The sequence below is a fragment of the Geodermatophilus dictyosporus genome (genome assembly GCF_900115505.1).
Taxonomy (GTDB): Bacteria; Actinomycetota; Actinomycetes; order Mycobacteriales; family Geodermatophilaceae; genus Geodermatophilus; species Geodermatophilus dictyosporus.
This window is the reverse complement of record NZ_FOWQ01000004.1, coordinates 228,444-248,466: the sequence shown is the minus strand read 5'-3', so window position 1 is coordinate 248,466 and position 20,023 is coordinate 228,444. Positions and strand designations below refer to the sequence as shown.

17 protein-coding genes are annotated in these 20,023 nt (G+C 75.4%); 3 read left to right on the top strand and 14 right to left on the bottom strand.

The genetic code is table 11. The features are described from left to right. The first annotated feature begins 151 nt into the window (after nt 1-151). The 3 genes from BMZ33_RS11865 to BMZ33_RS11855 all read left to right on the top strand — a co-directional run bounded on the left by BMZ33_RS11865 (nt 152) and on the right by BMZ33_RS11855 (nt 3,557). Nucleotides 152-1,528, top strand: coding sequence for an ABC transporter substrate-binding protein (locus tag BMZ33_RS11865; protein ID WP_169064209.1), 1,377 nt, complete (start codon nt 152-154; stop codon nt 1,526-1,528). A 119-nt stretch (nt 1,529-1,647) separates the two neighbouring features. Beyond that, on the top strand, nt 1,648-2,637 hold the full coding sequence (locus BMZ33_RS11860; protein ID WP_169064208.1) for a carbohydrate ABC transporter permease: 990 nt from the start codon (nt 1,648-1,650) through the stop codon (nt 2,635-2,637). Next, a complete protein-coding gene (locus BMZ33_RS11855; RefSeq protein WP_091110419.1) occupies nt 2,634-3,557 on the top strand; it encodes a carbohydrate ABC transporter permease in 924 nt (307 codons plus the stop codon). Before BMZ33_RS11860 ends, BMZ33_RS11855 begins: the two co-directional genes overlap by 4 nt. A gap of 108 nt (nt 3,558-3,665) precedes the next feature. On the opposite strand, the gene BMZ33_RS11850 is transcribed toward BMZ33_RS11855, so the two are convergent. From BMZ33_RS11850 to BMZ33_RS11785, 14 genes are all read right to left on the bottom strand, one after another. Next, nucleotides 3,666-4,388, bottom strand: a complete 723-nt coding sequence (locus BMZ33_RS11850) for a DivIVA domain-containing protein (RefSeq protein WP_280139209.1) — start codon at nt 4,386-4,388, stop codon at nt 3,666-3,668. A gap of 61 nt (nt 4,389-4,449) precedes the next feature. After that, nucleotides 4,450-4,746: a YggT family protein gene (locus tag BMZ33_RS11845; RefSeq protein ID WP_091110411.1), complete on the bottom strand. Its 297-nt coding sequence runs from the start codon at nt 4,744-4,746 to the stop codon at nt 4,450-4,452. A gap of 69 nt (nt 4,747-4,815) precedes the next feature. Beyond that, nucleotides 4,816-5,685 carry a cell division protein SepF gene (locus BMZ33_RS24470; protein ID WP_091110408.1) on the bottom strand — a complete coding sequence of 290 codons (870 nt, stop codon included), beginning with the start codon at nt 5,683-5,685 and terminating at the stop codon, nt 4,816-4,818. Continuing rightward, a complete protein-coding gene (locus BMZ33_RS11835; RefSeq protein ID WP_091110406.1) occupies nt 5,685-6,434 on the bottom strand; it encodes a YggS family pyridoxal phosphate-dependent enzyme in 750 nt (249 codons plus the stop codon). Before BMZ33_RS11835 ends, BMZ33_RS24470 begins: the two co-directional genes overlap by 1 nt. 88 nt (nt 6,435-6,522) lie before the next feature. Further along, on the bottom strand, nt 6,523-7,224 hold the full coding sequence (pgeF, locus tag BMZ33_RS11830; RefSeq protein ID WP_091110404.1) for a peptidoglycan editing factor PgeF: 702 nt from the start codon (nt 7,222-7,224) through the stop codon (nt 6,523-6,525). A gap of 88 nt (nt 7,225-7,312) precedes the next feature. After that, nucleotides 7,313-8,587 (bottom strand): cell division protein FtsZ, encoded by a 1,275-nt coding sequence (ftsZ, locus tag BMZ33_RS11825; RefSeq protein WP_091110401.1) that lies wholly within the window; start codon nt 8,585-8,587, stop codon nt 7,313-7,315. Nucleotides 8,588-8,954: 367 nt separating this feature from the next. Further along, entirely contained in the window at nt 8,955-9,743 is a 789-nt protein-coding gene (locus tag BMZ33_RS11820; protein ID WP_169064207.1) for a cell division protein FtsQ/DivIB, read from the bottom strand. Then, entirely contained in the window at nt 9,740-11,197 is a 1,458-nt protein-coding gene (gene murC / locus BMZ33_RS11815) for a UDP-N-acetylmuramate--L-alanine ligase (protein ID WP_091110398.1), read from the bottom strand. Before murC ends, BMZ33_RS11820 begins: the two co-directional genes overlap by 4 nt. Then, nucleotides 11,187-12,296, bottom strand: coding sequence for an undecaprenyldiphospho-muramoylpentapeptide beta-N-acetylglucosaminyltransferase (gene murG / locus BMZ33_RS11810; protein ID WP_091110396.1), 1,110 nt, complete (start codon nt 12,294-12,296; stop codon nt 11,187-11,189). Before murG ends, murC begins: the two co-directional genes overlap by 11 nt. Further along, nucleotides 12,293-13,666 (bottom strand): putative lipid II flippase FtsW, encoded by a 1,374-nt coding sequence (gene ftsW / locus BMZ33_RS11805; RefSeq protein ID WP_169064206.1) that lies wholly within the window; start codon nt 13,664-13,666, stop codon nt 12,293-12,295. The genes murG and ftsW overlap by 4 nt, the downstream gene beginning before the upstream one ends. Before the next feature lie 242 nt (nt 13,667-13,908). Next, nucleotides 13,909-14,988 carry a phospho-N-acetylmuramoyl-pentapeptide-transferase gene (gene mraY / locus BMZ33_RS11800; RefSeq protein ID WP_091110392.1) on the bottom strand — a complete coding sequence of 360 codons (1,080 nt, stop codon included), beginning with the start codon at nt 14,986-14,988 and terminating at the stop codon, nt 13,909-13,911. Beyond that, nucleotides 14,985-16,400 carry a UDP-N-acetylmuramoyl-tripeptide--D-alanyl-D-alanine ligase gene (locus BMZ33_RS11795; protein ID WP_091110390.1) on the bottom strand — a complete coding sequence of 472 codons (1,416 nt, stop codon included), beginning with the start codon at nt 16,398-16,400 and terminating at the stop codon, nt 14,985-14,987. The genes mraY and BMZ33_RS11795 overlap by 4 nt, the downstream gene beginning before the upstream one ends. Then, nucleotides 16,397-17,950 carry a UDP-N-acetylmuramoyl-L-alanyl-D-glutamate--2,6-diaminopimelate ligase gene (locus BMZ33_RS11790; RefSeq protein ID WP_091110388.1) on the bottom strand — a complete coding sequence of 518 codons (1,554 nt, stop codon included), beginning with the start codon at nt 17,948-17,950 and terminating at the stop codon, nt 16,397-16,399. The genes BMZ33_RS11795 and BMZ33_RS11790 overlap by 4 nt, the downstream gene beginning before the upstream one ends. Before the next feature lie 124 nt (nt 17,951-18,074). Then, on the bottom strand, nt 18,075-20,021 hold the full coding sequence (locus tag BMZ33_RS11785; protein ID WP_169064205.1) for a peptidoglycan D,D-transpeptidase FtsI family protein: 1,947 nt from the start codon (nt 20,019-20,021) through the stop codon (nt 18,075-18,077). Nucleotides 20,022-20,023 lie beyond the last annotated feature (2 nt).

Here is a 20,023-nt window from a genome sequence, read left to right as displayed (position 1 = left end):
CGTTGCGTAACGGTTTCAGCAAGGTGTCGGGCGACTCCGCACGGTGAGGCTTATGGTCCCCCGGCGACCGCGACGGCCGGCACCTGCCCGGCGCGTCCACCGACACCGACCACACGCTGCGGAGACCACCGCAGGGAGCTGGAGGACATCCATGACGATGCGCGCGAGAGGTCGGCGCAACACCGCGCTGGCCGGCGGCCTGGGCGTGGCGCTCGTGCTCGCCGGCTGCGGCGCCGGCGAGACCAGCGGGGGCGGCGGCGGCGACACCGCCGATCCCTCGGAGCTGAGCATCGACTGCGCGCCCTACGAGGAGTTCGGCGACCTGGAGGGGCAGACCGTCAGCGTCTACACCTCCATCGTCGACCCCGAGGACCAGCCGCAGATCGACTCCTACGTGCCCTTCGAGGAGTGCACCGGCGTCGAGGTGCAGTACGAGGGCTCGCGCGAGTTCGAGGCGCAGCTCGTCGTCCGCGTGCAGAGCGGCAACGCCCCCGACATCGCCTTCATCCCGCAGCCGGGCCTGCTGGCCACCCTGGTCGGCCAGGGCGCCGTCGTCCCCGCACCCCAGCAGGTCGAGGCGAACGTCGACGAGTACTGGGACGAGAGCTGGAAGACCTACGGCACCGTCGACGACACCTTCTACGCCGCTCCCCTGGGCGCCAACGCCAAGTCCTTCGTCTGGTACTCGCCGTCGGCCTTCGAGGACGCCGGCTACGAGATCCCGCAGACGTGGGACGAGATGGTCGCCCTGTCCGACCAGATCGCCGAGAGCGGCGCCAAGCCGTGGTGCGCCGGCATCGTCTCCGGTGACGCCACCGGCTGGCCGGCCACCGACTGGCTCGAGGACGTCGTCCTGCGCTCGGCGGGCCCCGAGGTCTACGACCAGTGGGTCAACCACGAGATCCCGTTCGACGACCCGCAGATCGTCGAGGCCCTCGACCTCGTCGGCGGCATCCTGAAGAACCCCGACTACGTCAACGGCGGCCTCGGCGAGGTGCAGTCCATCGCCTCCACCGAGTTCGGTGACGCGGGCCTGCCCATCCTCGACGGCAGCTGCTTCATGCACCGGCAGGCGTCGTTCTACCAGGCGAACTGGCCGGAGGGCACCGAGGTGGCCGAGGACGGCGACGTCTTCGCCTTCCCGCTGCCGCCCATCGAGGGCGAGTCGGCCCCGGTCCTCGGCGGTGGCGAGTTCACCGCGGCGTTCAACGACGAGCCGGCGACCCAGGCGTTCCAGACCTACCTGTCCTCGGCGGACTGGGCCAACGTCAAGGCGCAGGTCTCCGGCCCGGGCTGGGTCAGCGCCAACACCGGTCTGGACGTGGAGAACCTCGTCTCGCCGATCGACCAGCTCGCCGCCGAGCAGTTCCAGGACCCGGAGGCCGTCTTCCGCTTCGACGGCTCGGACCTGATGCCCGGTGAGATCGGCGCGGGTGCCCTCTGGACGGAGCTGACCAACTGGATCGCGAACGACAAGCCGACCCAGCAGGTCCTCACCGACGTCGAGAACGCCTGGCCGGCGGCCTGACCCACGAGGTCCCGGCAGCCACCGGCTGACGGGACGCCCCACCCACCCTGGAGGCCGGGGGGACCACAGCACCGCTGCGGTCCCCCCGGCGTTCCGTTGCCGGAGAGAGGTCGTCAACGGTGCAGTGGTTCCTCGACGCGAGCACGACGGGGCACAAGATCGCCCTGATGGTGGTCGCCATCCTCCTGTTCGCCGCCGTGATGGGGGCGATCCTGTTCGCGGTCGACCGGCCGCGGCGGGTGCCGAACTGGATCGTCGCGGCCGGCTTCCTCGGCCCGACCCTCCTGCTGTTGCTGGTGGGCCTGGTCTACCCGGCCCTCGACACCATCCGCGGCTCGTTCTACAGCCGTGACGGCTCGCAGTTCGTCGGCCTGGACAACTACGCCACGGTCTTCACCACGGACAGCTTCCAGACGGTCCTGGTCAACACCCTGCTGTGGGTGGTCCTGGTCCCGCTGGTGACCACCGGCCTGGGCCTGGTCTACGCCTACCTGGTCGACCGCACCCGCTTCGAGGCCCTGGCGAAGGCCCTGGTCTTCCTCCCCATGGCGATCTCGATGGTCGGCGCCGGCGTCATCTGGAAGTTCGTCTACGAGTACCGCCCCGACCAGCCGGGCGTGAACCAGATCGGCCTGCTCAACCAGCTGCTGGTCATGCTCGGCATGGAGCCGCAGCAGTTCCTGCTCAACGCGCCGTCCAACACGTTCTGGCTGATCGTCGTGATGATCTGGATCCAGGCCGGGTTCGCCATGACCGTGCTCTCGGCGGCCATCAAGGCCATCCCCGACGACATCGTCGAGGCCGCCCGCCTCGACGGCGTCGGCGGCATCCAGATGTTCCGCTACGTCACCGTGCCCAGCATCCGGCCGGCCCTCGTCGTCGTCCTGACCACGGTCGCCATCGTGACGCTGAAGGTGTTCGACATCGTCCGGACCATGACCGGCGGTCAGTTCGGCACCAGCGTCGTGGCCAACGAGTTCTACACGCAGGCCTTCCGGCAGTTCAACGTCGGTCTCGGCGCGGCCCTCGCCGTCCTGCTGTTCGTGCTGGTCATCCCGATCATCGCGTACAACGTCCGCCAGCTGCGTCTCGCCGAGGAGATCCGATGACCACGACCACGCCGGTCATGGCGCCCGTCCCCATCGACGAGCGCCGGCTCACCCGCGCCGAGCGCCGCGCGGTCGCCGCCCGGACGAAGTTCAGCTCCCCCGCCGCGTCGATCATCGCGCTGGTCATCGCGGTGCTGTGGACGGTGCCGACGCTGGGCCTGCTGATCACGTCCTTCCGGCCCGAGCTCGACATCCGCCGCTCGGGCTGGTGGACGGTGTTCACCGACCCGACGTTCACCCTCGACAACTACAACGAGGTGCTCTACGGCGGCGGGACGAACTTCGCCGCGCTGTTCGTCAACTCGCTGGTGATCACGCTGCCGGCGGTCGTCATCCCGATCACCCTGGCGCTGCTGGCGGCCTACGCGTTCGCCTGGATCGACTTCCCCGGGCGCAACATCCTGTTCGTCGCCGTGTTCGCGCTGCAGGTGGTGCCCATCCAGGTCACGCTGATCCCCCTGCTGAGCATCTACGTCGACACCGGGCTGGCCGGGTCCTTCTGGACCATCTGGCTGTCGCACTCGATCTTCGCCCTGCCGCTGGCCGTCTTCCTGCTGCACAACTTCATGAAGGAGATCCCCGCGTCGCTGGTCGAGGCCGCCCGCATGGACGGCGCCGGCCACGTGAAGATCTTCTTTCAGGTACTGCTGCCGCTGCTCACGCCGGCGATCGCGGCCTTCGGCGTCTTCCAGTTCCTCTGGGTCTGGAACGACCTGCTCGTGGCGCTGACCTTCGCCGGCGGTGCCCCGGACGTGGTCCCGCTCACCGTCCGGGTGGCCGAGCTGGCCGGCACCCGCGGCTCGGACTGGTACCTGCTCGCGGCCGGCGCGTTCGTGTCCATCGTGCTGCCGCTGGTGGTGTTCCTGAGCCTGCAGCGCTACTTCGTCCGCGGCCTGCTGGCGGGCAGCGTCAAGGGCTGAAGGACCTCCTCCTCCCCCACCCCTCGCGAGCTCGGGGCGGGCCCGAGGAGGAGGCCGTACGACGAAGGGCCCCGGACTCGCGTCCGGGGCCCTTCGTCGTGTCGGTCGTCAGGCGGGGGCGTGCTGGCTCTGCCGGCTGGCCGAGGACGGCTCGGCCGAGCCGCGGGTGTCGAGGTCGCGCAGGTGCGACTCGAGGTAGGAGCGGAAGCGGGTGCGGTACTCGCGCTCGAAGGTCCGCAGCTCTTCGATCTTGCGCTCGAGGTTGGCCCGCTTCTCCTCCAGGCCGCCCATGACCTCGGTGTGCCGGCGCTCGGCGTCCTGCTCGAGGGCGGCGGCCTTGGCCCGGGCCTCGCGCTCCATCGTGTCGGCGCGGGTGCGGGCGTCGCTGAGCATCGAGTCGGCGCGGGTGCGTGCCTCGGTGACCATCTGCTCGCTCTTGGCGCGGGCCTCGGCGACCATCCGCTCGCTGTTGCCCTGGGCCGTGGCGACCATCTGGTCGGCCTGCGACTTCGCCTCGTTGACGTAGCGGTCGGCGGTCTCGGAGGCCAGCGCCAGCATGCGGGAGGCCCGCGTGGTGTCGTCCTCGCGCGGCGCCGGGGGCGGCGGCGGCGGCGCGGGCACCGGCTCGGGCGCGACCGGCTGCGCGGTGACCCGGCCGGTGCTCGAGCTCGCGCGCAGCTCGTTGTTCTCCTCGATGAGCCGGGCCAGCTCGGCCTCGACCACGTCGAGGAACGCGTCGACCTCGTCCTCGTCGTAGCCCCGCTTGCCGATCGGCGGCTTCTTGAAGACGACGTTGTGCACGTCGGCTGGCGTGAGTGGCAACGGGCTCACCTCGGGGTGGACGGCGGATACGGGTCGGTCGGTCCCACGCGGGGCCGCGCGGACTCGACGGTCACGCGCTGATGGCGAGCGACAGCGTGATGCTCCGCAGGATGTAGACGGCGATCAGGAGCACCATAAACGCCAGGTCCAGCCGGATGGACCCCAGGTTCAGCGGTGGGATCACCTTCCGGATCACCTTGAGCGGCGGGTCGGTGGTCGCGTACACGACCTCGAGGCCCGCGGCGACCAGCCCGGAGGGGCGCCAGTTGCGCGCCAGCACCATCACCCAGTCCACGACGAACCGCGCGAACAGCAGGATGAGGAAGACGAGCAGGACCGACGACACGATCTGCCAGAAGAGAGCCACTGTCCTCGCTCGTGCCGGGGCACCTGGGGTGCCGGGTGGGCCTGACCTGCTGCGCCCCGGCCGACGGCGTCAGGACTGGTCGAAGAACCCGCCCTCGCGGATCTTGGCCTTGTCCTCGGCCGTCACGTCGACGTCCTGCGGGCTGAGCAGGAACACCTTGGCCGTGACCGGCTCGATGCTACCGCGCAGGCCGAAGATGAGGCCCGCAGCGAAGTCCACCAGCCGCCGCGCGTCGGCGTGGTCGAGCTCGGTGAGGTTCATGATGACCGGGCTGCCGTCGCGGAAGGCCTCGCCGATGGCGCGCGCCTCGTTGTAGGTCTTGGGGTGCAGCGTGGTGATCCGGTAGGGCTCGCGCACCGGCGCCGGAGCCGGCTCGGGAGCGACGGCCACGGGCTCGCGGGCGGCCAGCCCCGCCGCGGCGGCGGAGCCGACCGGGCCGAGGCGGGCGGGACCGGCGGACACCGGGGCGACCGGGGCGGCCGGCGGCTGCGCCAGGCCCAGGCGGGTGGCCCCGGCGCGGCGCAGCGCGACCGGCTCCGGGTCGGGGGCGGGGGCCAGCTCCACGCCGCGGCCGCGCTCGCCGGGACGGCCGGCATCGCGGTCGTCGTCGTAGCGCCGGTCGTCGAGCCGCCGGTCGTCGAGCCGCCGGTCGTCGAGGCGCCGCTCGTCGAGGCGCCGGTCGTCGTAGCGGTCGTACTCGCCGCCGTAGGAGTCGAAGGAGCCGTGCGCGTCGGAGGCGTAGCGGTCGTCGTAGCGGCCCTCGTAGCGGCCGGGGCGGCTGTCGAAGCGGTCGCTCTCGTAGCGGTCGGCGTCGTAGCGGTCGCCGTCGTAGTGCCCGGCGGGGTCGGCCTGGCGCGCGTCGTAGCGCCCGTAGGCGCGGGCGTCGTCCTCCTCGACGAGTCCGAGGTAGATGCCCATCTTCCGCATGGCCCCGGCCATCAGACCTCCTCCGGGGCGCCCTCTGGTGGGACCCCTGTGACTGGTGTGACTCGGGGCGAGGTTAGGGGTCGTGAGCCGAAGAGCGCGGTTCCGACACGCACCAGCGTGGCGCCGGCCGCGACGGCCTCCTCGAGATCGCCGCTCATGCCGGCCGAGACCTCGGTGGCGCCGGGGTGGTCGGCGCGCAGCCGCCCCGCGAGCGCGGCGAGGCGGGCGAAGGCGGGGCCGGGCTCCTCCCCGCGGGGGGCGACGGCCATGAGGCCGCGCAGCCGCAGGCCGGGGAGGTCCGCGACCTCGTCGGCGAGCGCGGGGACGTCGGCCGGGGCAGCACCGCCGCGCTCGGCCAGCTCACCCGCCGCGCCGCCGAGGTCGACCTGGACGAAGACGTCGACCGGCCGGCCGCGCTCCTCCCCCGCCCGCGACAGCGCCCGCGCCAGCGAGGAGCGGTCGAGGGAGTGGACGACGGCGCCGGTGCGCGCCACGGCGGCGGCCTTGTTGCGCTGCAGCTGGCCGACGAAGTGCCACTCGAGGGACAGGTCGGCGAGCTCGGCGGCCTTGGCGGCGAGCTCCTGGGCGCGGTTCTCGCCGAAGGCGGTCTGACCGAGCGCGGCCAGCGCGCGGACGTCGTCGGCCGGCCAGGTCTTGCTCACCGCCAGCAGCCCGACCGACGCCGGGTCGCGGCCCGCGGCGCGGGCGGCGACCGCGATGCGCTCGCGGACGGCGCGGAGCCGGTCGGCCGGGGAGGTCATGCCGTGATCCTCCCTGGTGACGTGCCGGCACGGCCCTCCCGCAGGAGCCCGCCCCGAGCGGAGCGAGGGGTGGGAGCAGGAGGGTCCTTCAGCCCAGCCAGGTGACGCCGGCCTGGCGGCCGGTGACGCCGTCGCGGCGGTGGCTGAACAGGCGCCGGTCCTCGACGGTGCAGCGCGGGTCGTGCACCACCTGCGCCACCCCGGCGCGCGTCATCAGCTCGGCGAGCCCGGCGCGCAGGTCCAGCCCCGGCGTCCCCTTCCGGGTGCGGACGGCGGCCGCCGGCGCCACCCGGGCCACCTCGGCCTGCATGGCGCGGGGCACCTCGTAGTCGGCGCCGCACACGGCGGGCCCGAGCAGGGCGGTGGTGTCGGCCGGGCGGCTGCCGAAGCGGGCCATGGCGGCGAGCGTGGCGGGGACGACGCCGGCCCGCACGCCCTCCCGGCCGGCGTGCACGGCGGCGACGACCCCGGCGACCGGGTCGGCGAGCAGCACCGGCACGCAGTCGGCGACGAGCACGCACAGCACCAGGCCGGGCGTGCGGGTGACGACGGCGTCGGTGGCCGTCAGCGGCCCGTCGACCGGCCCGTCGACGACGGCGACGCCGGTGCCGTGGACCTGGTCCATCCACACCAGCCGGTCACCGGGGACGCCGAGCTCGCGGGCCAGCCGGGCCCGGTTGGCCGCGACGTCACCCGCGTCGTCGCCCACGTGCCCGCCCAGGTTGAAGGTGTCGTAGGGCGGGTGCGACGAGCCGCCCCGCCGGTCGGTGACGACCCGTCGGGGTCGCACCGCCGGCGGGGCGGGTGAGGTGCTGGAACGGCCCCCGTGCAGGGGCCCGCCCCGAGCGGAGCGAGGGGTGGGGGGCACGGGGGTCCTGCTACTGGCGGAGGAACTCCGGGATGTCGAGCTCCTCCTCGAAGTCCTCGTTGCCCAGCGGCCGGCGGCCGGCGGCCGGGGCGGCCGAGCCGGTCCCGGCGGCGGCGTTGTGCACCGGCGGCAGCGGCGGGACGGTGAGGCCCCCCTGCGGCGCCGGGCGGGCCGGGGCCGGGGTGGCGGCCGGCGCCGGGGGCACCTGGCCGACCAGCCGCTCGCCGGTGGCGCGCGGCAGGCTCGGGGCCGCGGGCAGCGACGGCTGGGCCACGCGGGGCGGCGCCGGCGGGGCGGCCGGCACCGCGGCCACGCCGCCCTCCTTGCGCGCCGAGGGGCGGCCGCCGTCGAAGCCCGCGGCGATGACGGTCACCCGCACCTCGTCGCCGAGGGCGTCGTCGATGACCGCGCCGAAGATGATGTTGGCGTCGGCGTGCGCGGCGTCGGAGACGAGCGAGGCGGCCTCGTTGATCTCGAACAGGCCGAGGTCCGAGCCGCCGGAGATCGACAGCAGCACGCCGTGGGCGCCCTCCATCGAGGCCTCCAGCAGCGGGCTGGCGATCGCCTGCTCGGCGGCCAGCAGCGCCCGGTTGTCGCCGCGGGCGCTGCCGATGCCCATGAGCGCCGACCCCGCGCCGGACATGACCGACTTCACGTCGGCGAAGTCCAGGTTGATCAGGCCGGGGGTGGTGATCAGGTCGGTGATGCCCTGGACACCGGAGAGCAGGACCTGGTCGGCGGTCCGGAAGGCGTCCATGACGCTGACGTTGCGGTCGCCGAGCTGCAGCAGCCGGTCGTTGGGGATGACGATGAGCGTGTCGCACTCGTTGCGCAGCTCCTCGATCCCCGACTCGGCCTGCACCGCGCGGCGCTTGCCCTCGAAGGAGAACGGCCGCGTGACCACACCGATGGTCAGCGCGCCGAGCTTGCGGGCGATCGAGGCCACGACGGGCGCGCCGCCGGTACCGGTGCCGCCGCCCTCGCCGGCGGTCACGAAGACCATGTCGGCGCCCTTGAGCACCTCCTCGATCTCCTCGCGGTGGTCCTCGGCGGCCTGGCGGCCGACGTCGGGCTGGGCGCCGGCGCCCAGGCCGCGGGTGAGCTCGCGGCCGACGTCGAGCTTGACGTCGGCGTCGCTCATCAGCAGCGCCTGCGCATCGGTGTTGATGGCGATGAACTCGACGCCCTTCAGACCGACCTCGATCATCCGGTTGACCGCGTTCACGCCACCGCCGCCGATGCCGACGACCTTGATGACCGCGAGGTAGTTGTGCGGAGGTGTCATGTGGGGCTCCCGACCTCGACCCTCATCCTCAAGTAAAGCCTTATAGTTATGTCAACTGGGTCGACGCGCACGAAGTTAGGTGCGCGTTCACGCGGCCTACAAGCACCCTCCCCGGCCCGGCGTGTCGCAGGAGCCGAACACCACGGATCTCCGGCGACCCGCTGGTCACATCTGCACCACGGTCGGTGACGACCCGCCTGTTCGGAGCCTCAGGCTCGGGTCGAGACCCACTCCAGGGGGCGGCGCGCGGAACTCGGCAGGTCATTCGCCGTGTCGGGCGTGTCGCGCCGGTCGGCGTGTCGGCCGCGGTCGCCGTCGCAGCGGTGCGCGGCCGCCGCGACACGGACGGCGACGACCGAGAGGCCGCTCAGCGGAGGACGACGGCGCCGGGCGCGCTGACGTCGATGGTGCCCGCCGGCTCCAGCGCCCCGGAGGAGAGCTGGTCGAGCAGCGCGACGAGCGCGTCGGACTTGCCGGCGGCGTCGTCGGCTCCGCCCCAGACGACGGTGGTGCCGTCGGCGAGGGTCAGCGTGACGTCCTCGCCGGAGCCCGCCGAGGCGGCCGACACGTCACCGCGCACGTCCGCCGGCAGGGCGACCAGCGCACCGAGCGCCGCGCGGGTGGCCGGGTCGTCGGGGCCGGGGTCGGCGACGTCGAGCGGGACGACGCCGGCAGGCGACTCGCCGGTGACGGTGTCGAACAGCACGCCGTCGGCGTCGACGAGGGAGCGGGTGCCGGCTTCCTCGACCACCGCGACCGGCCGCCGCTCGACGACGGTGACGACCACGCTGCGCGGCCAGCCGCGGGTGACCTCGACGGAGGCGACCTGGGGCAGCCGGGCGACGCGCCCGGCGGCGGCGTCGACGTCGACCCGCAGCAGCGGCGTGCCCTCGGCCACTCCCGCCGCGGTGCGCACCTGGTCGGCGGTCAGCGTGGTGGCGCCGTCGACCCGGACCGCCTGGACGGCCAGCAGCGGGCTGGCCCACACGGCCCACCACACGGCGGCGACGGCCGCGAGGGCGAGGGCCGCGCGCACCAGCCGGCGGCGGCGCCGCTCGGCGGGGGTGTCGGGCCGCCGGCGGCGGGGCCCCGGCCGGACGGCCTCCGCCGGGACCGCGCGCTCCCGGTCGGCGGTCGTGCGGCCGGTGCGGCTCACCGGTCGGGGTCGGCGCAGCCGCCGCCGTTCCCGGTGCCGGTGCCGGTGAGGGCGGCCAGCACCTCGGGGCCGACCATCGAGACGTTGCCGGCGCCCATGGTGATCACCAGGTCGCCGGGCCGGGCGCGGGCGGCCAGGGCCGGGGCGGCCGCGGACCAGGAGGGCTCGAAGAGCACCCGCTCGGCCGGCAGCGGCACCGCCTCGGCGACCATGGCGCCGGTGACGCCGGGGACGGGGTCCTCGCGGGCGCCGTACACGTCCATGACCACGACCTCGTCGGCCAGGCCCAGCGCCTCGCCGAAGGCGGCCGCGAACTCGCGGGTCCGGCTGTAGAGGTGTGGCTGGAACGCCACCACCACGCGGCCCTCCCCCGCCACCGCCCGCGCCGCGCGCAGCTGGGCGGTCACCTCGGTGGGGTGGTGGGCGTAGTCGTCGTAGACGCGCACGCCCGCGGCGGTGCCCTTGAGCTCGAAGCGGCGGTGCACCCCGCCGAAGCGCTCCAGCCCCGCCACCAGCCCCTCGGCGGGCAGGCCGAGCTCCAGCCCGGCGAGCAGGGCCGCGGCGCTGTTGCGGGCCATGTGCTCGCCGGGCACCCGGATGCGCACACGGCCGAGCTCGGTGCCGTCGAGGACGGCGGTCCAGCTGGTGGCGTCCTGGCCGACCTCGAGGTCGGCCAGCCGCAGGTCGGCGTCCGCCGCGGTGCCGTAGGTGCGCACCCGCGCGGGCGTCGGGACGCCGCGCAGCCGCGCGGAGCCCGGGTCGTCGGCGCACAGCACGACGAAGCCCGCCGGGTCGAGCGTCTGCAGGAACCGGTCGAAGGCGGCCTCGACCGCGGCGAGGTCGCCGTAGTTGTCCAGGTGGTCGGCCTCGACGTTGGTGACGATCCCCCCGTACGGCGCCAGCAGCAGGAAGGAGCGGTCGCTCTCGTCGGCCTCGGCGACGAACACGTCGCCCTCCCCCGCGTGCGCGTTGCTGCCCGACTCGTTGAGGTCGCCGCCGATGGCGAAGGAGGCGTCGACGCCGCAGGCCTGCACGGCCACGGTGAGCATGGAGGTGGTCGAGGTCTTGCCGTGCGTGCCGGCGACGGCGACGCTGCGCCGTCCGGCCATCACCGCGGCCAGGGCGACCGCGCGGGGCAGCACGCGCAGGCCGCGCTCCCGGGCGGCGGCCAGCTCGGGGTTGTCCTCGCGGATCGCCGAGGACACCACCACGGAGTCGGCGTCGCCGAGGTGCGCGGCGTCGTGGCCGAGCTCCACCCGGGCGCCCAGCGCGCGCAGCGCCAGCAGGGTCGGGGTGTCGCGGCGGTCGCTGCCCGAGACGGTCACCCCGCGGGCCAGCAGGATGCGCGCGATGCCGCTCATGCCGGCACCGCCGATCCCGACGAAGTGCACCGCGCCGAGCTCCTCCAGCGCGGGCACCGGCGCGGTCCACGCGGCGGTCGCGTCAGCGGTCACCGGTCGCCACCTCCAGGACGATGTCGGCCAGCCGGTCGTCGGCGTCGGGGACGCCGGCCGCGGCGGCGTGCGCGGCGTACCCGGCCAGGGCTGCGGGGTCGGTGAGCAGCGGGACGAGGGTCGCCTCGATCCACGCCGGGGACAGGTCGGCGTCGTCGACCAGGAACCCGCCGCCGGCCTCGACCACCGGCAGCGCGTTGCGCCGCTGCTCGCCGTTGCCGATGGGCAGGGGCACGAACGCGGCGGGCAGGCCGACGGCGGACAGCTCCGCCACGGTCACCGCGCCCGAGCGGCACAGCGCCAGGTCGGCGGCGGCGTAGGCGAGGTCCATCCGTTCCAGGTAGTCGACGACGGCGTAGGGCGCCGCGCCCGCCGGGCGGGGCGGCACGGTGACGTCGGTGTTCCTGGGGCCGCGGGCGTGCAGCACCTGGATGCCGGCGGCGGTGAGCGCGTCGGCGGCGGCGACGGCGGCCCGGTTGAGCGAGGCGGCGCCCTGGGACCCGCCGAAGACCAGCAGCGTCGGCCGGTCGGCGTCCAGGCCGAAGGCGGCCCGGGCCTCCGCGCGGCGGGCGGCGCGGTCGAGGGTGGTGATCGACGCGCGCAGCGGCATGCCGACGTGCTCGCCGCGGTGCAGCGGCGTGCCGGGGACGGTGACGGCGACCCGCGCGGCGATGCGGGCACCGACCCGGTTGGCCAGGCCCGGCAGCGCGTTCTGCTCGTGCACCACCACCGGCACCCCCGCCCGGCGCGCGGCGAGGTAGGCCGGCAGCGCGACGTAGCCACCGAACCCGACGACGACGTCGGCGCCCACCTCGTCGAGCAGCGCGCGGGTCTCGGCGACCGAGCGGCGCACCCGGCCGGGCACCCGCAGCAGGTCGAGGGTGGGCCTGCGCGGCAGCGGCACCGGCGGGATGAGCCGCAGGTCGTAGCCGCGCGCGGGCACCAGCCGGGTCTCCATGCCGCGGGCCGTGCCCAGGCAGGTGATCCGCAGGCCGGCGTCCCGGCGGCGCAGCGCGTCGGCCAGCGCGAGCATCGGCTCGATGTGCCCGCCGGTGCCGCCGCCGGCGAGCACGACGCTGCGCGCTGCCCCGGCGGTCACCGGGACCGACCCGGGCGGTCGGCCGGGCGGGCCGGCACGCGGTCGCGCTCGGGACGGCGACCCGGCGACGCGGTGGTGCGCCGGTCGGGCCGCGGCACCTCGGCGGGCCGGCGGACGGGGTGGGCGTCGACCGGGTGCCGCGGCAGCGCGCCGGCGCGGCCGGCCGGGGCGCCGTCGCCGCGCCCCGGGCGCGGGCGGCGGGGCCGGACGGGGTCGACGGCGTGCTCGGGCACCGGCAGCAGCCAGCGGGCCAGGCGGCCGCGCTCGGTGCGCCGGGCGTGCTCGATGGCCTCGGGCTCGGACCGTGCGAAGCGGATGAGGATCCCCACGATGAACAGGGTGAGCACCAGCGAGGTGCCACCGGCGGACACGAGCGGCAGGGTGACGCCGGTGACCGGGAGCAGGCCGACGACGTACCCCATGTTCATGGCCGCCTGGCCGACCAGCCACACGGTGATGGCGACGCTGGCCAGCTGGACGAAGCGGTCGGCCGTGCGGCGGGCGATGCGGAAGCCGGCGTAGGCCAGCACCGCGTAGAGGGTGACCACGACCAGGCAGCCGAGGAAGCCGAGCTCCTCGCCGATGATCGCGAAGATGTAGTCCGACTCCGCCTCGGGCAGCAGGTTCCACTTCATGGCGCTGTTGCCCAGGCCCACGCCCCACAGCCCGCCGGTGGCCAGCGCGTAGAAGCCGCGGATGGCCTGGAAGCCGGTGTCGGTGGGGTCGGCGAAGGGGTCCAGGAACGCGGTGATGCGCTCCAGCCGGTAGGGCGCGGCCTGCACCAGGAGGACGACGGCGGTGGCGGCGGACGCGAGGGCGATCGCCCACACCCGCCACGGCGCGCCGCCGGCCCACAGCAGGCCGACGACGACCAGCAGCAGGCTGACGACGGCCCCGAAGTCGGGCTCGCGGATCAGCAGGACCGACAGCAGGAGGAACACCGGGACGAGCGGGACCAGCAGCGTCCGCACCGTCAGGGAGCGGCCGCGCAGCGCGAGCACGTGCGCGCCCCACAGGGCGACGACGAGCTTGGACAGCTCCGAGGGCTGGAAGTCGGTGAACCCGAGGCTGATCCAGGCCCGCGAGCCGTTGTACTCCGTGCCGATGCCGGGGACCAGCACCGCCACCAGCAGCACCGTGACGACGACGAGCGCGACCGGCGACCAGCGGCGCACCAGCCCGACCGGCAGCCGCACGGCGACGCCGAGCGCGACCAGGCCCAGCGCGGCGAAGACCAGCTGGTCCAGGCCCGGCTGCCAGGCAGGCTCGTCGTTGAGCGCGGCCTCGATGGCCGAGGCCGAGAAGACCATGACCAGGCCGATGGCCAGCAGCAGACCGGCCGCGCCGATGACCAGGTGGCAGCTGGTCATCGGGCCGTCGAGCCAGGCGGGCCCGCGCAGCCGGGGCCGTCCGGGGGTGCGGGAGGCGCCGCGGCCGGGAGTGCGTCGGGTGCCGCCACGGGACGGAGCGGTCCGGCTGTCCATCCGGTCATCGTCGCCGCTGGCCGGCCCGCGCCCGTGCAGCCTCCGCGCGTGTCGTGAGGTGCTGGAACGGCCGCCCCCTGAGGACCCGCGCCGGGCTCGCGAGGTGTGGGGGGAGGGGTGGTCCTTCGTCACAGGCCGGTGACGGACAGCCAGTCGGCGTAGAACAGGCCGAGGCCGAACGCCACGGCCATCCCGGTGACCAGCCAGAACCGGACGATGACGGTGTTCTCCGCCCACCCGGCCAGCTCGAAGTGGTGGTGCAGCGGGGCCATCCGGAACACCCGCCGGCGGGTGGCGCGGAAGAAGGCGACCTGGATGACCACCGAGAGCGTGACCGCGACGAACAGCCCGCCGAGGACGACGAGCAGCAGCTCGGTGCGGGTGACGATGGCGAGGCCGGCCATGAGCCCGCCGAGGGCCAGCGAGCCGGTGTCGCCCATGAAGATCCGCGCCGGGCTGGTGTTCCACCAGAGGAAGCCCAGGCAGGCGCCCATCGCCGCGGCCGCGACCAGGGTGACGTCGAGCGGGTCGCGCACCTGGTAGCAGCCGTCGACCGCCGTGGCGGCGCAGTCGTGGGTGAACTGCCAGAAGCTCATGACGACGTAGGCGCCGAAGACCATGGCCGAGCAGCCCGCCGCGAGCCCGTCGAGGCCGTCGGTGAGGTTGACCGCGTTGGAGAAGCCGGCGATGAAGAGGTAGGCCAGCACGACGAAGCCGATCGCGCTGAGGAACAGCGGCTGGATGTCGCGGACGTAGGAGACGAACTCCGACGCCGGCGTCACCCCGGCCTCGTCGGGGAAGTTCAGCGCCAGGACGGCGAAGCCCACGCCCACGACGAGCTGGCCGACCAGCTTGGCGGTCTTGTTCAGGCCGAGGCTGCGGCGGTGGCGGATCTTGAGGTAGTCGTCGAGGAAGCCGACGGTGCCCAGGCCCACCAGGAGGAACAGCAGCAGCAGGCCGGTGGCGGTGACCCCGCGGCCGGGCTGGTTGATGACGAACAGGTGGGCGAGCAGGTAGCCGCCGACGGTCGCGCCGACGATGACGGTGCCGCCCATGGTGGGCGTGCCCTTCTTCGACAGGTGCGACTCGGGGCCGTCGTCCCGGATCTCCTGGCCGAAGCCGCGGCGCCGGAAGGCGCGCACCGCCAGCGGCGTGCACAGGATCGAGATGATCAGCCCGAAGGACGCGGCGACGAGGACGGACTTCACGCGCCTGCCCCGGCACTGGCATCGGGGCCCAGCAGGTCGGCGGCCAGCTGTTCCAGCCCGTGGGACCGGCTGGCCTTCACCAGCACGACGTCACCGGGCACCAGCACCTCCGTGAGCAGTTGGCGGGCCGCCGCCCGGTCGGGGACGGCCACCGCGGTCTCCCCGCGGCGGGCACCGGCGGCGGTCGCGCCCGCCACCAGCCCGGCCGCGTCGGACCCGACGGCCACGAGCAGGTCCACGCCGGCGGCCACCGCGTCGCGGCCCAGCCGCTCGTGCTCAGCGCCGGCGGCGGGACCGAGCTCGGCCATGCCGCCGAGGACGGCGACGCGGCGGGTGGCGGGCATCCCGGTGACGGCGGCCAGCGCCGCCCGCATCGACTCGGGGTTGGCGTTGTAGGCGTCGTTGACCACGGTCACGCCGTCGGCGCGGCGGGTGACCTCCATGCGCCAGCGGCTGCGCGCGGTGGCCGCCGACAGCGCGCCGGCGACGGCGGCCGGCGTCATCCCCGCGGCGATCGCGGCGGCCGCGGCCGACAGCGCGTTGGCCACCTGGTGCTCGCCGACCACCTGCAGCGCGACCGGGTGCTCCTCCCCCGGGGCGACGAGCGTGAACCGGGCGCGGGCCGCCTCGTCGAGCGTGACGCCGGTGGCGCGGACGTCGGCGTCGGCGGCGCGGCCGGTGGTGACCACGCGGGCGCGGGTGCGCGGCGCCATGCCGGCCACCCGGGGGTCGTCGGCGTTGAGCACGGCGGTGCCCGACTCCGCCAGCGCCTCGACCAGCTCCCCCTTGGCGAGGGCGACGGCGTCGGCCGAGCCGAACTCGCCCAGGTGCGCCGAGCCGACGTTGAGCACCACGCCGACGTCGGGCCGGGCGACCGCGCACAGCCGGGCGATGTGCCCGATGCCGCGGGCGCCCATCTCCAGCACGAGGAACCGGGTGCCCGCGTCGGCCGAGAGCACGGTGAGCGGCAGGCCGATGTCGTTGTTGTAGGAGCCGGGCGGGCTGACCGTGGGGCCGGCGGTGCCGAGCACCTGGCCGAGCAGGTCCTTGGTGGAGGTCTTGCCCGAGGAGCCGGTGATGCCGACGGTCACCAGGTCGCCGTCGGCCAGCCGCCGGTGCACGGCCGCGGCGAGCCGGCCCAGGGCGGCGACGGTGTCGTCGACGACCAGCGCGGGCAGCGGGCCGCCGGGACGGGTGGTCAGCGCGGCGACGGCACCGGCGGCCGCGGCGGCCTCGAGGTAGTCGTGGCCGTCGACCCGCTCCCCGGCGACGGCGACGAACAGGTCGCCGGCGCCGACGGCGCGCGAGTCGAGGGTCACCCCGGTCACGGTCGCCGTCCCCGGGTGCAGGGCGGCGTGCGGGACGCCGGCGCCGACGGCCTGCGCGACCTCGGCGAGGGAGAGGGCGATCACCGGCGGGCCGCCCCGGCGGTGGACGGCAGGGCGGCGATCTCCTCGCGCAGCACCGCGCGGTCGTCGAACGGCGTCACGGTGCCCGCGACCTCCTGGCCGGTCTCGTGTCCCTTGCCTGCGACGAGCACGGTGTCGCCGGGCCGGGCCAGCGCCACGGCGCGGGCGATCGCCGCTCGGCGGTCGCCGACCTCCTCCACCGCGTCCCGCCGGTCGGCCGGCACGCCGGCGATCGTCGCGGCCCGGATGGCGGCCGGGTCCTCCGAGCGCGGGTTGTCGTCGGTGACGACCAGGTGGTCGCTGCGGGTGGCCGCGGCGGCCCCCATCGCCGGGCGCTTGCCGGGGTCGCGGTCGCCGCCACAGCCGAGCACGGTGATCAGCCTGCCCCGGGTCGCGCCGCGCAGCGCGTCGAGGGCGGTGGCGACGGCGTCGGGGGTGTGCGCGTAGTCGACGACGGCGGTGAACGGCTGGCCGGCGTCGACCGGCTCCATGCGGCCCGGGACGACGGTGCCGGCGATGCCCTCGAGCGCCGCCTCGACCGGCACGCCGACCGCGTCGAGCAGCGCGACGGCGAGCACGGCGTTGGTCACGTTGAACCGCCCGGGCAGCCGCACCCGCGCCGGCCAGGTGCCGCCGGGACCGGTGAGGGTGAACGCCGAGCCGCCGTCGGGGCCGGCCCCGACGCCGGTGGCCGTCCAGTCGGCGGGAGCGCCCTCGGCCGACACGGTGACCGCGCGCCCGCCGAGGGTGCCGGCGAGGCGGCGGCCGTGCTCGTCGTCGACCACGACGACCTCCCGCGCGGCGCGGCCGTCGAACAGCAGCGCCTTGGCCCGGAAGTAGCTCTCCAGGTCGCCGTGGAAGTCGAGGTGGTCCTGGCTGAGGTTGGTGAAGCCGGCCGCGGCGAAGGGCACCCCGCCGACGCGGCCCTGCACCAGCGCGTGGCTGGAGACCTCCATGACCACGGTGTCGACGCCGGACTCCAGCATGGCGGCCAGCAGCGCGTGCAGCACCGGCGCCTCGGGGGTGGTGCGCACGCTGGTGATGGCGGCCTCGCGGCCGTCGCGGCCGCGGGTGCGCGACTGCACGGTGCCGATCAGGCCGGTGGCGCGGCCGGCCGCGGCCAGGCCCGCCTCGACCAGGTAGCTCGTCGTCGTCTTGCCGTTGGTGCCGGTGATCCCGACGACCGGCAGCCGGCGGGCCGGCTCGCCGTAGACGCGGGCGGCGACGGCGCCGAGCACGCCGCGGGGGTCCTCGACCACGCACACCGGCAGCCCGGTGGCCGTCGCCTGCTCGCGGCCCGAGGGGTCGGTGAGGACGGCGACGGCGCCGCGGGCGGCCGCGTCGGCGGCGAAGCGCGCGCCGTGCGTGCGGGCGCCCGGCAGCGCGGCGTAGAGGTCACCGGGGCGCACCTCGGGAGAGGCGAGGGTGACACCGCGGACGGCGGTGCCGGGGTCGCCCTGCACGGGGTCGCCGACCAGGTCGGCCAGCGCGCTGAGGGCGAGCGGGCGGGTCCCCGCTGGCCGGGGCACCGACCCGGGTCCGGTCGGGCTCACGTCGGGCCAATCTACCGGCGGACCGGTCGCGCCCCGCGCACCCGCGGCTCCTCGGCGGTGCGGCCCTCCTGCAGGGGTCCGCCCCGAGCGCCGGCGAGGGGTGGGGGGGCAGGAGGGTCCCTCGTCAGTCGCCGGCTGGCTCGCGGGCGGCGAGGTCGGCGGCGGTGAGGGGGAAGTCGGGCCGCTCCGTCCCCGACGGCACCACGCCCCCGTTGGTGAGCACCGCGCCCATGACGTCGGCGAACACCGGCGCGGCGACCTGGCCGCCCTCGGCGTCGCTGCTGGGCCGCTCGAGGTCGACGGCGACGACGTACTGCGGGTCGTCGGCCGGGGCGAACCCGACGAACGTCGTCACGTAGCCGCCGCCGGCGTAGCAGTTGCACTCCGGGTTGGGCCGCTGCGCGGTCCCGGTCTTGCCGGCGACCCGGTAGCCCTCTACCTGGGCCAGCGGGGCGGTGCCGCCCGGGCCGACGACGGCTTCGAGCATGTAGGCCAGCGCGTCGGCGGTGTCCTCGCTGACCACGCGGGTGGGCTCGGGGGCCTCCGGCGTCGTCGTCGTCCCGTCCGGCGCGGTGACCGAGCCGACCAGCCGGGGCGGGATGCGCACGCCGCCGTTGGCGATGGCCTGGTAGACCGACGCCATCTGCAGCGTCGTCACCGAGACGCCCTGGCCGATCGGGACGTTGGCCGCGCGGCTCTCGGTCCAGTCGGCCGAGCCCTGCAGGAGGCCGGCGCTCTCGCCGGGGAGCTCGATGCCGGTCTCCTCCCCGACGCCGAACGCGCGCAGGTACCGCTCGAGCGTCTCGTCGCCCACCTCGCGGGCCAGCATGATCGTGCCGACGTTGCTGGACTTGGCGAGGATGCCGGTGACCGTCCAGTCGACCGGGGCGTGGTCGTGGGCGTCGGTGACGACGACGTCACCGGCCTGGATGTGGCCGTTGACGCTGAGCACCGTGTCCGGCGTCGCCCTGCCCTCCTCGACGGCCGCGGCCAGGGTGACCGCCTTCATCACCGAGCCGGGCTCGAAGACGTCGGAGACGACCGGGTTGCCCAGCAGCTCGGGGTCGGTGCTGCCGGCCTGCGACGGGTCGTAACCCGGGCACGAGCCCATCGCGACGACCTCGCCGGTGTGCACGTCGAGCACGACCGCGGAGGCGCGGGTGGTGGCACCGTCGGCGCAGGCCTGAGCCAGCCGCTGCTCGGTCCGGAACTGCACGTCCTGGTCGACGGTCAGCTCGACGGTGCTGCCGTCGGTGGCCGGCGTGGACTCGTCGATGCCCGACGGGATGGGGTTGCCCCCGCTGCCCACCTCGACCCGCCGCTGCCCGTCGGCGCCGGCCAGCAGGTCCTCGAAGCGCAGCTCGACCCCGCCCAGGCCCGCGCCGTCGCGGCCCACCCAGCCCACGATCTGCCCGCCGACGGAACCGGCCGGGTAGAGGCGCACCGGGTCGTCCTCGAAGGAGACGCCGGCCAGGCCGAGCTCCTCGATGGCGTCGGTGGTCTCCGGCGGGACCTGCCGGGCCAGGACGACGTACCGGCCCTCCTCGGTGAGCTGGCCGGTGAGCACGTCGACGGGCGCCTCGAGCAGCGCCGAGAGCGCGAGCGCCGTCCGCTCGGGGTCGTCGACGACGGTGGGGTCGGCCACCACGCGGGAGGCCTCGACGGTGTAGGCGAGGGGGTTGCCGTCGCGGTCGACGACGGCGCCGCGCAGCGCGGCGATCGGGTAGGTCGCCAGCCGGTCCTGCTCGGCGGCGTAGGCGTAGTCGGCGCCGTCCACGCCCTGCAGCAGCACCAGCTTGCCGGTGACGACCAGCAGCGGGACGACGACGAGCACCAGGCCCCACCACAGCCGGCGCGGGCCGGCGGTCAGCGGGCGCCCGGCGCGGCGGCTGCCGGGCGGGCGGCGGGGGGCGAAGGCGCCGACGCGGGGGGTCCCGCCGCGGGGCGCGCCGCCGCGGGTGGGAGCCGGCGGCAGCGGGGCGCGCGGGCGGACGGGGACACCGGACCGGGTGCTGCGGACGGCGGCCCGCGGCGCGGTGCGGCGGCCGGGGTCGCGGGGTGGGACGGCCACGG

Bases quoted from the DNA above. Each gene is read 5' to 3' on its own strand.
- BMZ33_RS11865 (WP_169064209.1), top strand. From the start codon at position 152: ATGACGATGCGCGCGAGAGGTCGGCGCAACACCGCGCTGGCCGGCGGC.
- BMZ33_RS11855 (WP_091110419.1), top strand. From the start codon at position 2,634: ATGACCACGACCACGCCGGTCATGGCGCCCGTCCCCATCGACGAGCGC.
- BMZ33_RS24470 (WP_091110408.1), bottom strand. From the start codon at position 5,685: ATGGCCGGGGCCATGCGGAAGATGGGCATCTACCTCGGACTCGTCGAG.
- BMZ33_RS11835 (WP_091110406.1), bottom strand. From the start codon at position 6,434: ATGACCTCCCCGGCCGACCGGCTCCGCGCCGTCCGCGAGCGCATCGCG.
- ftsZ (WP_091110401.1), bottom strand. From the start codon at position 8,587: ATGACACCTCCGCACAACTACCTCGCGGTCATCAAGGTCGTCGGCATC.
- ftsW (WP_169064206.1), bottom strand. From the start codon at position 13,666: ATGACCAGCTGCCACCTGGTCATCGGCGCGGCCGGTCTGCTGCTGGCC.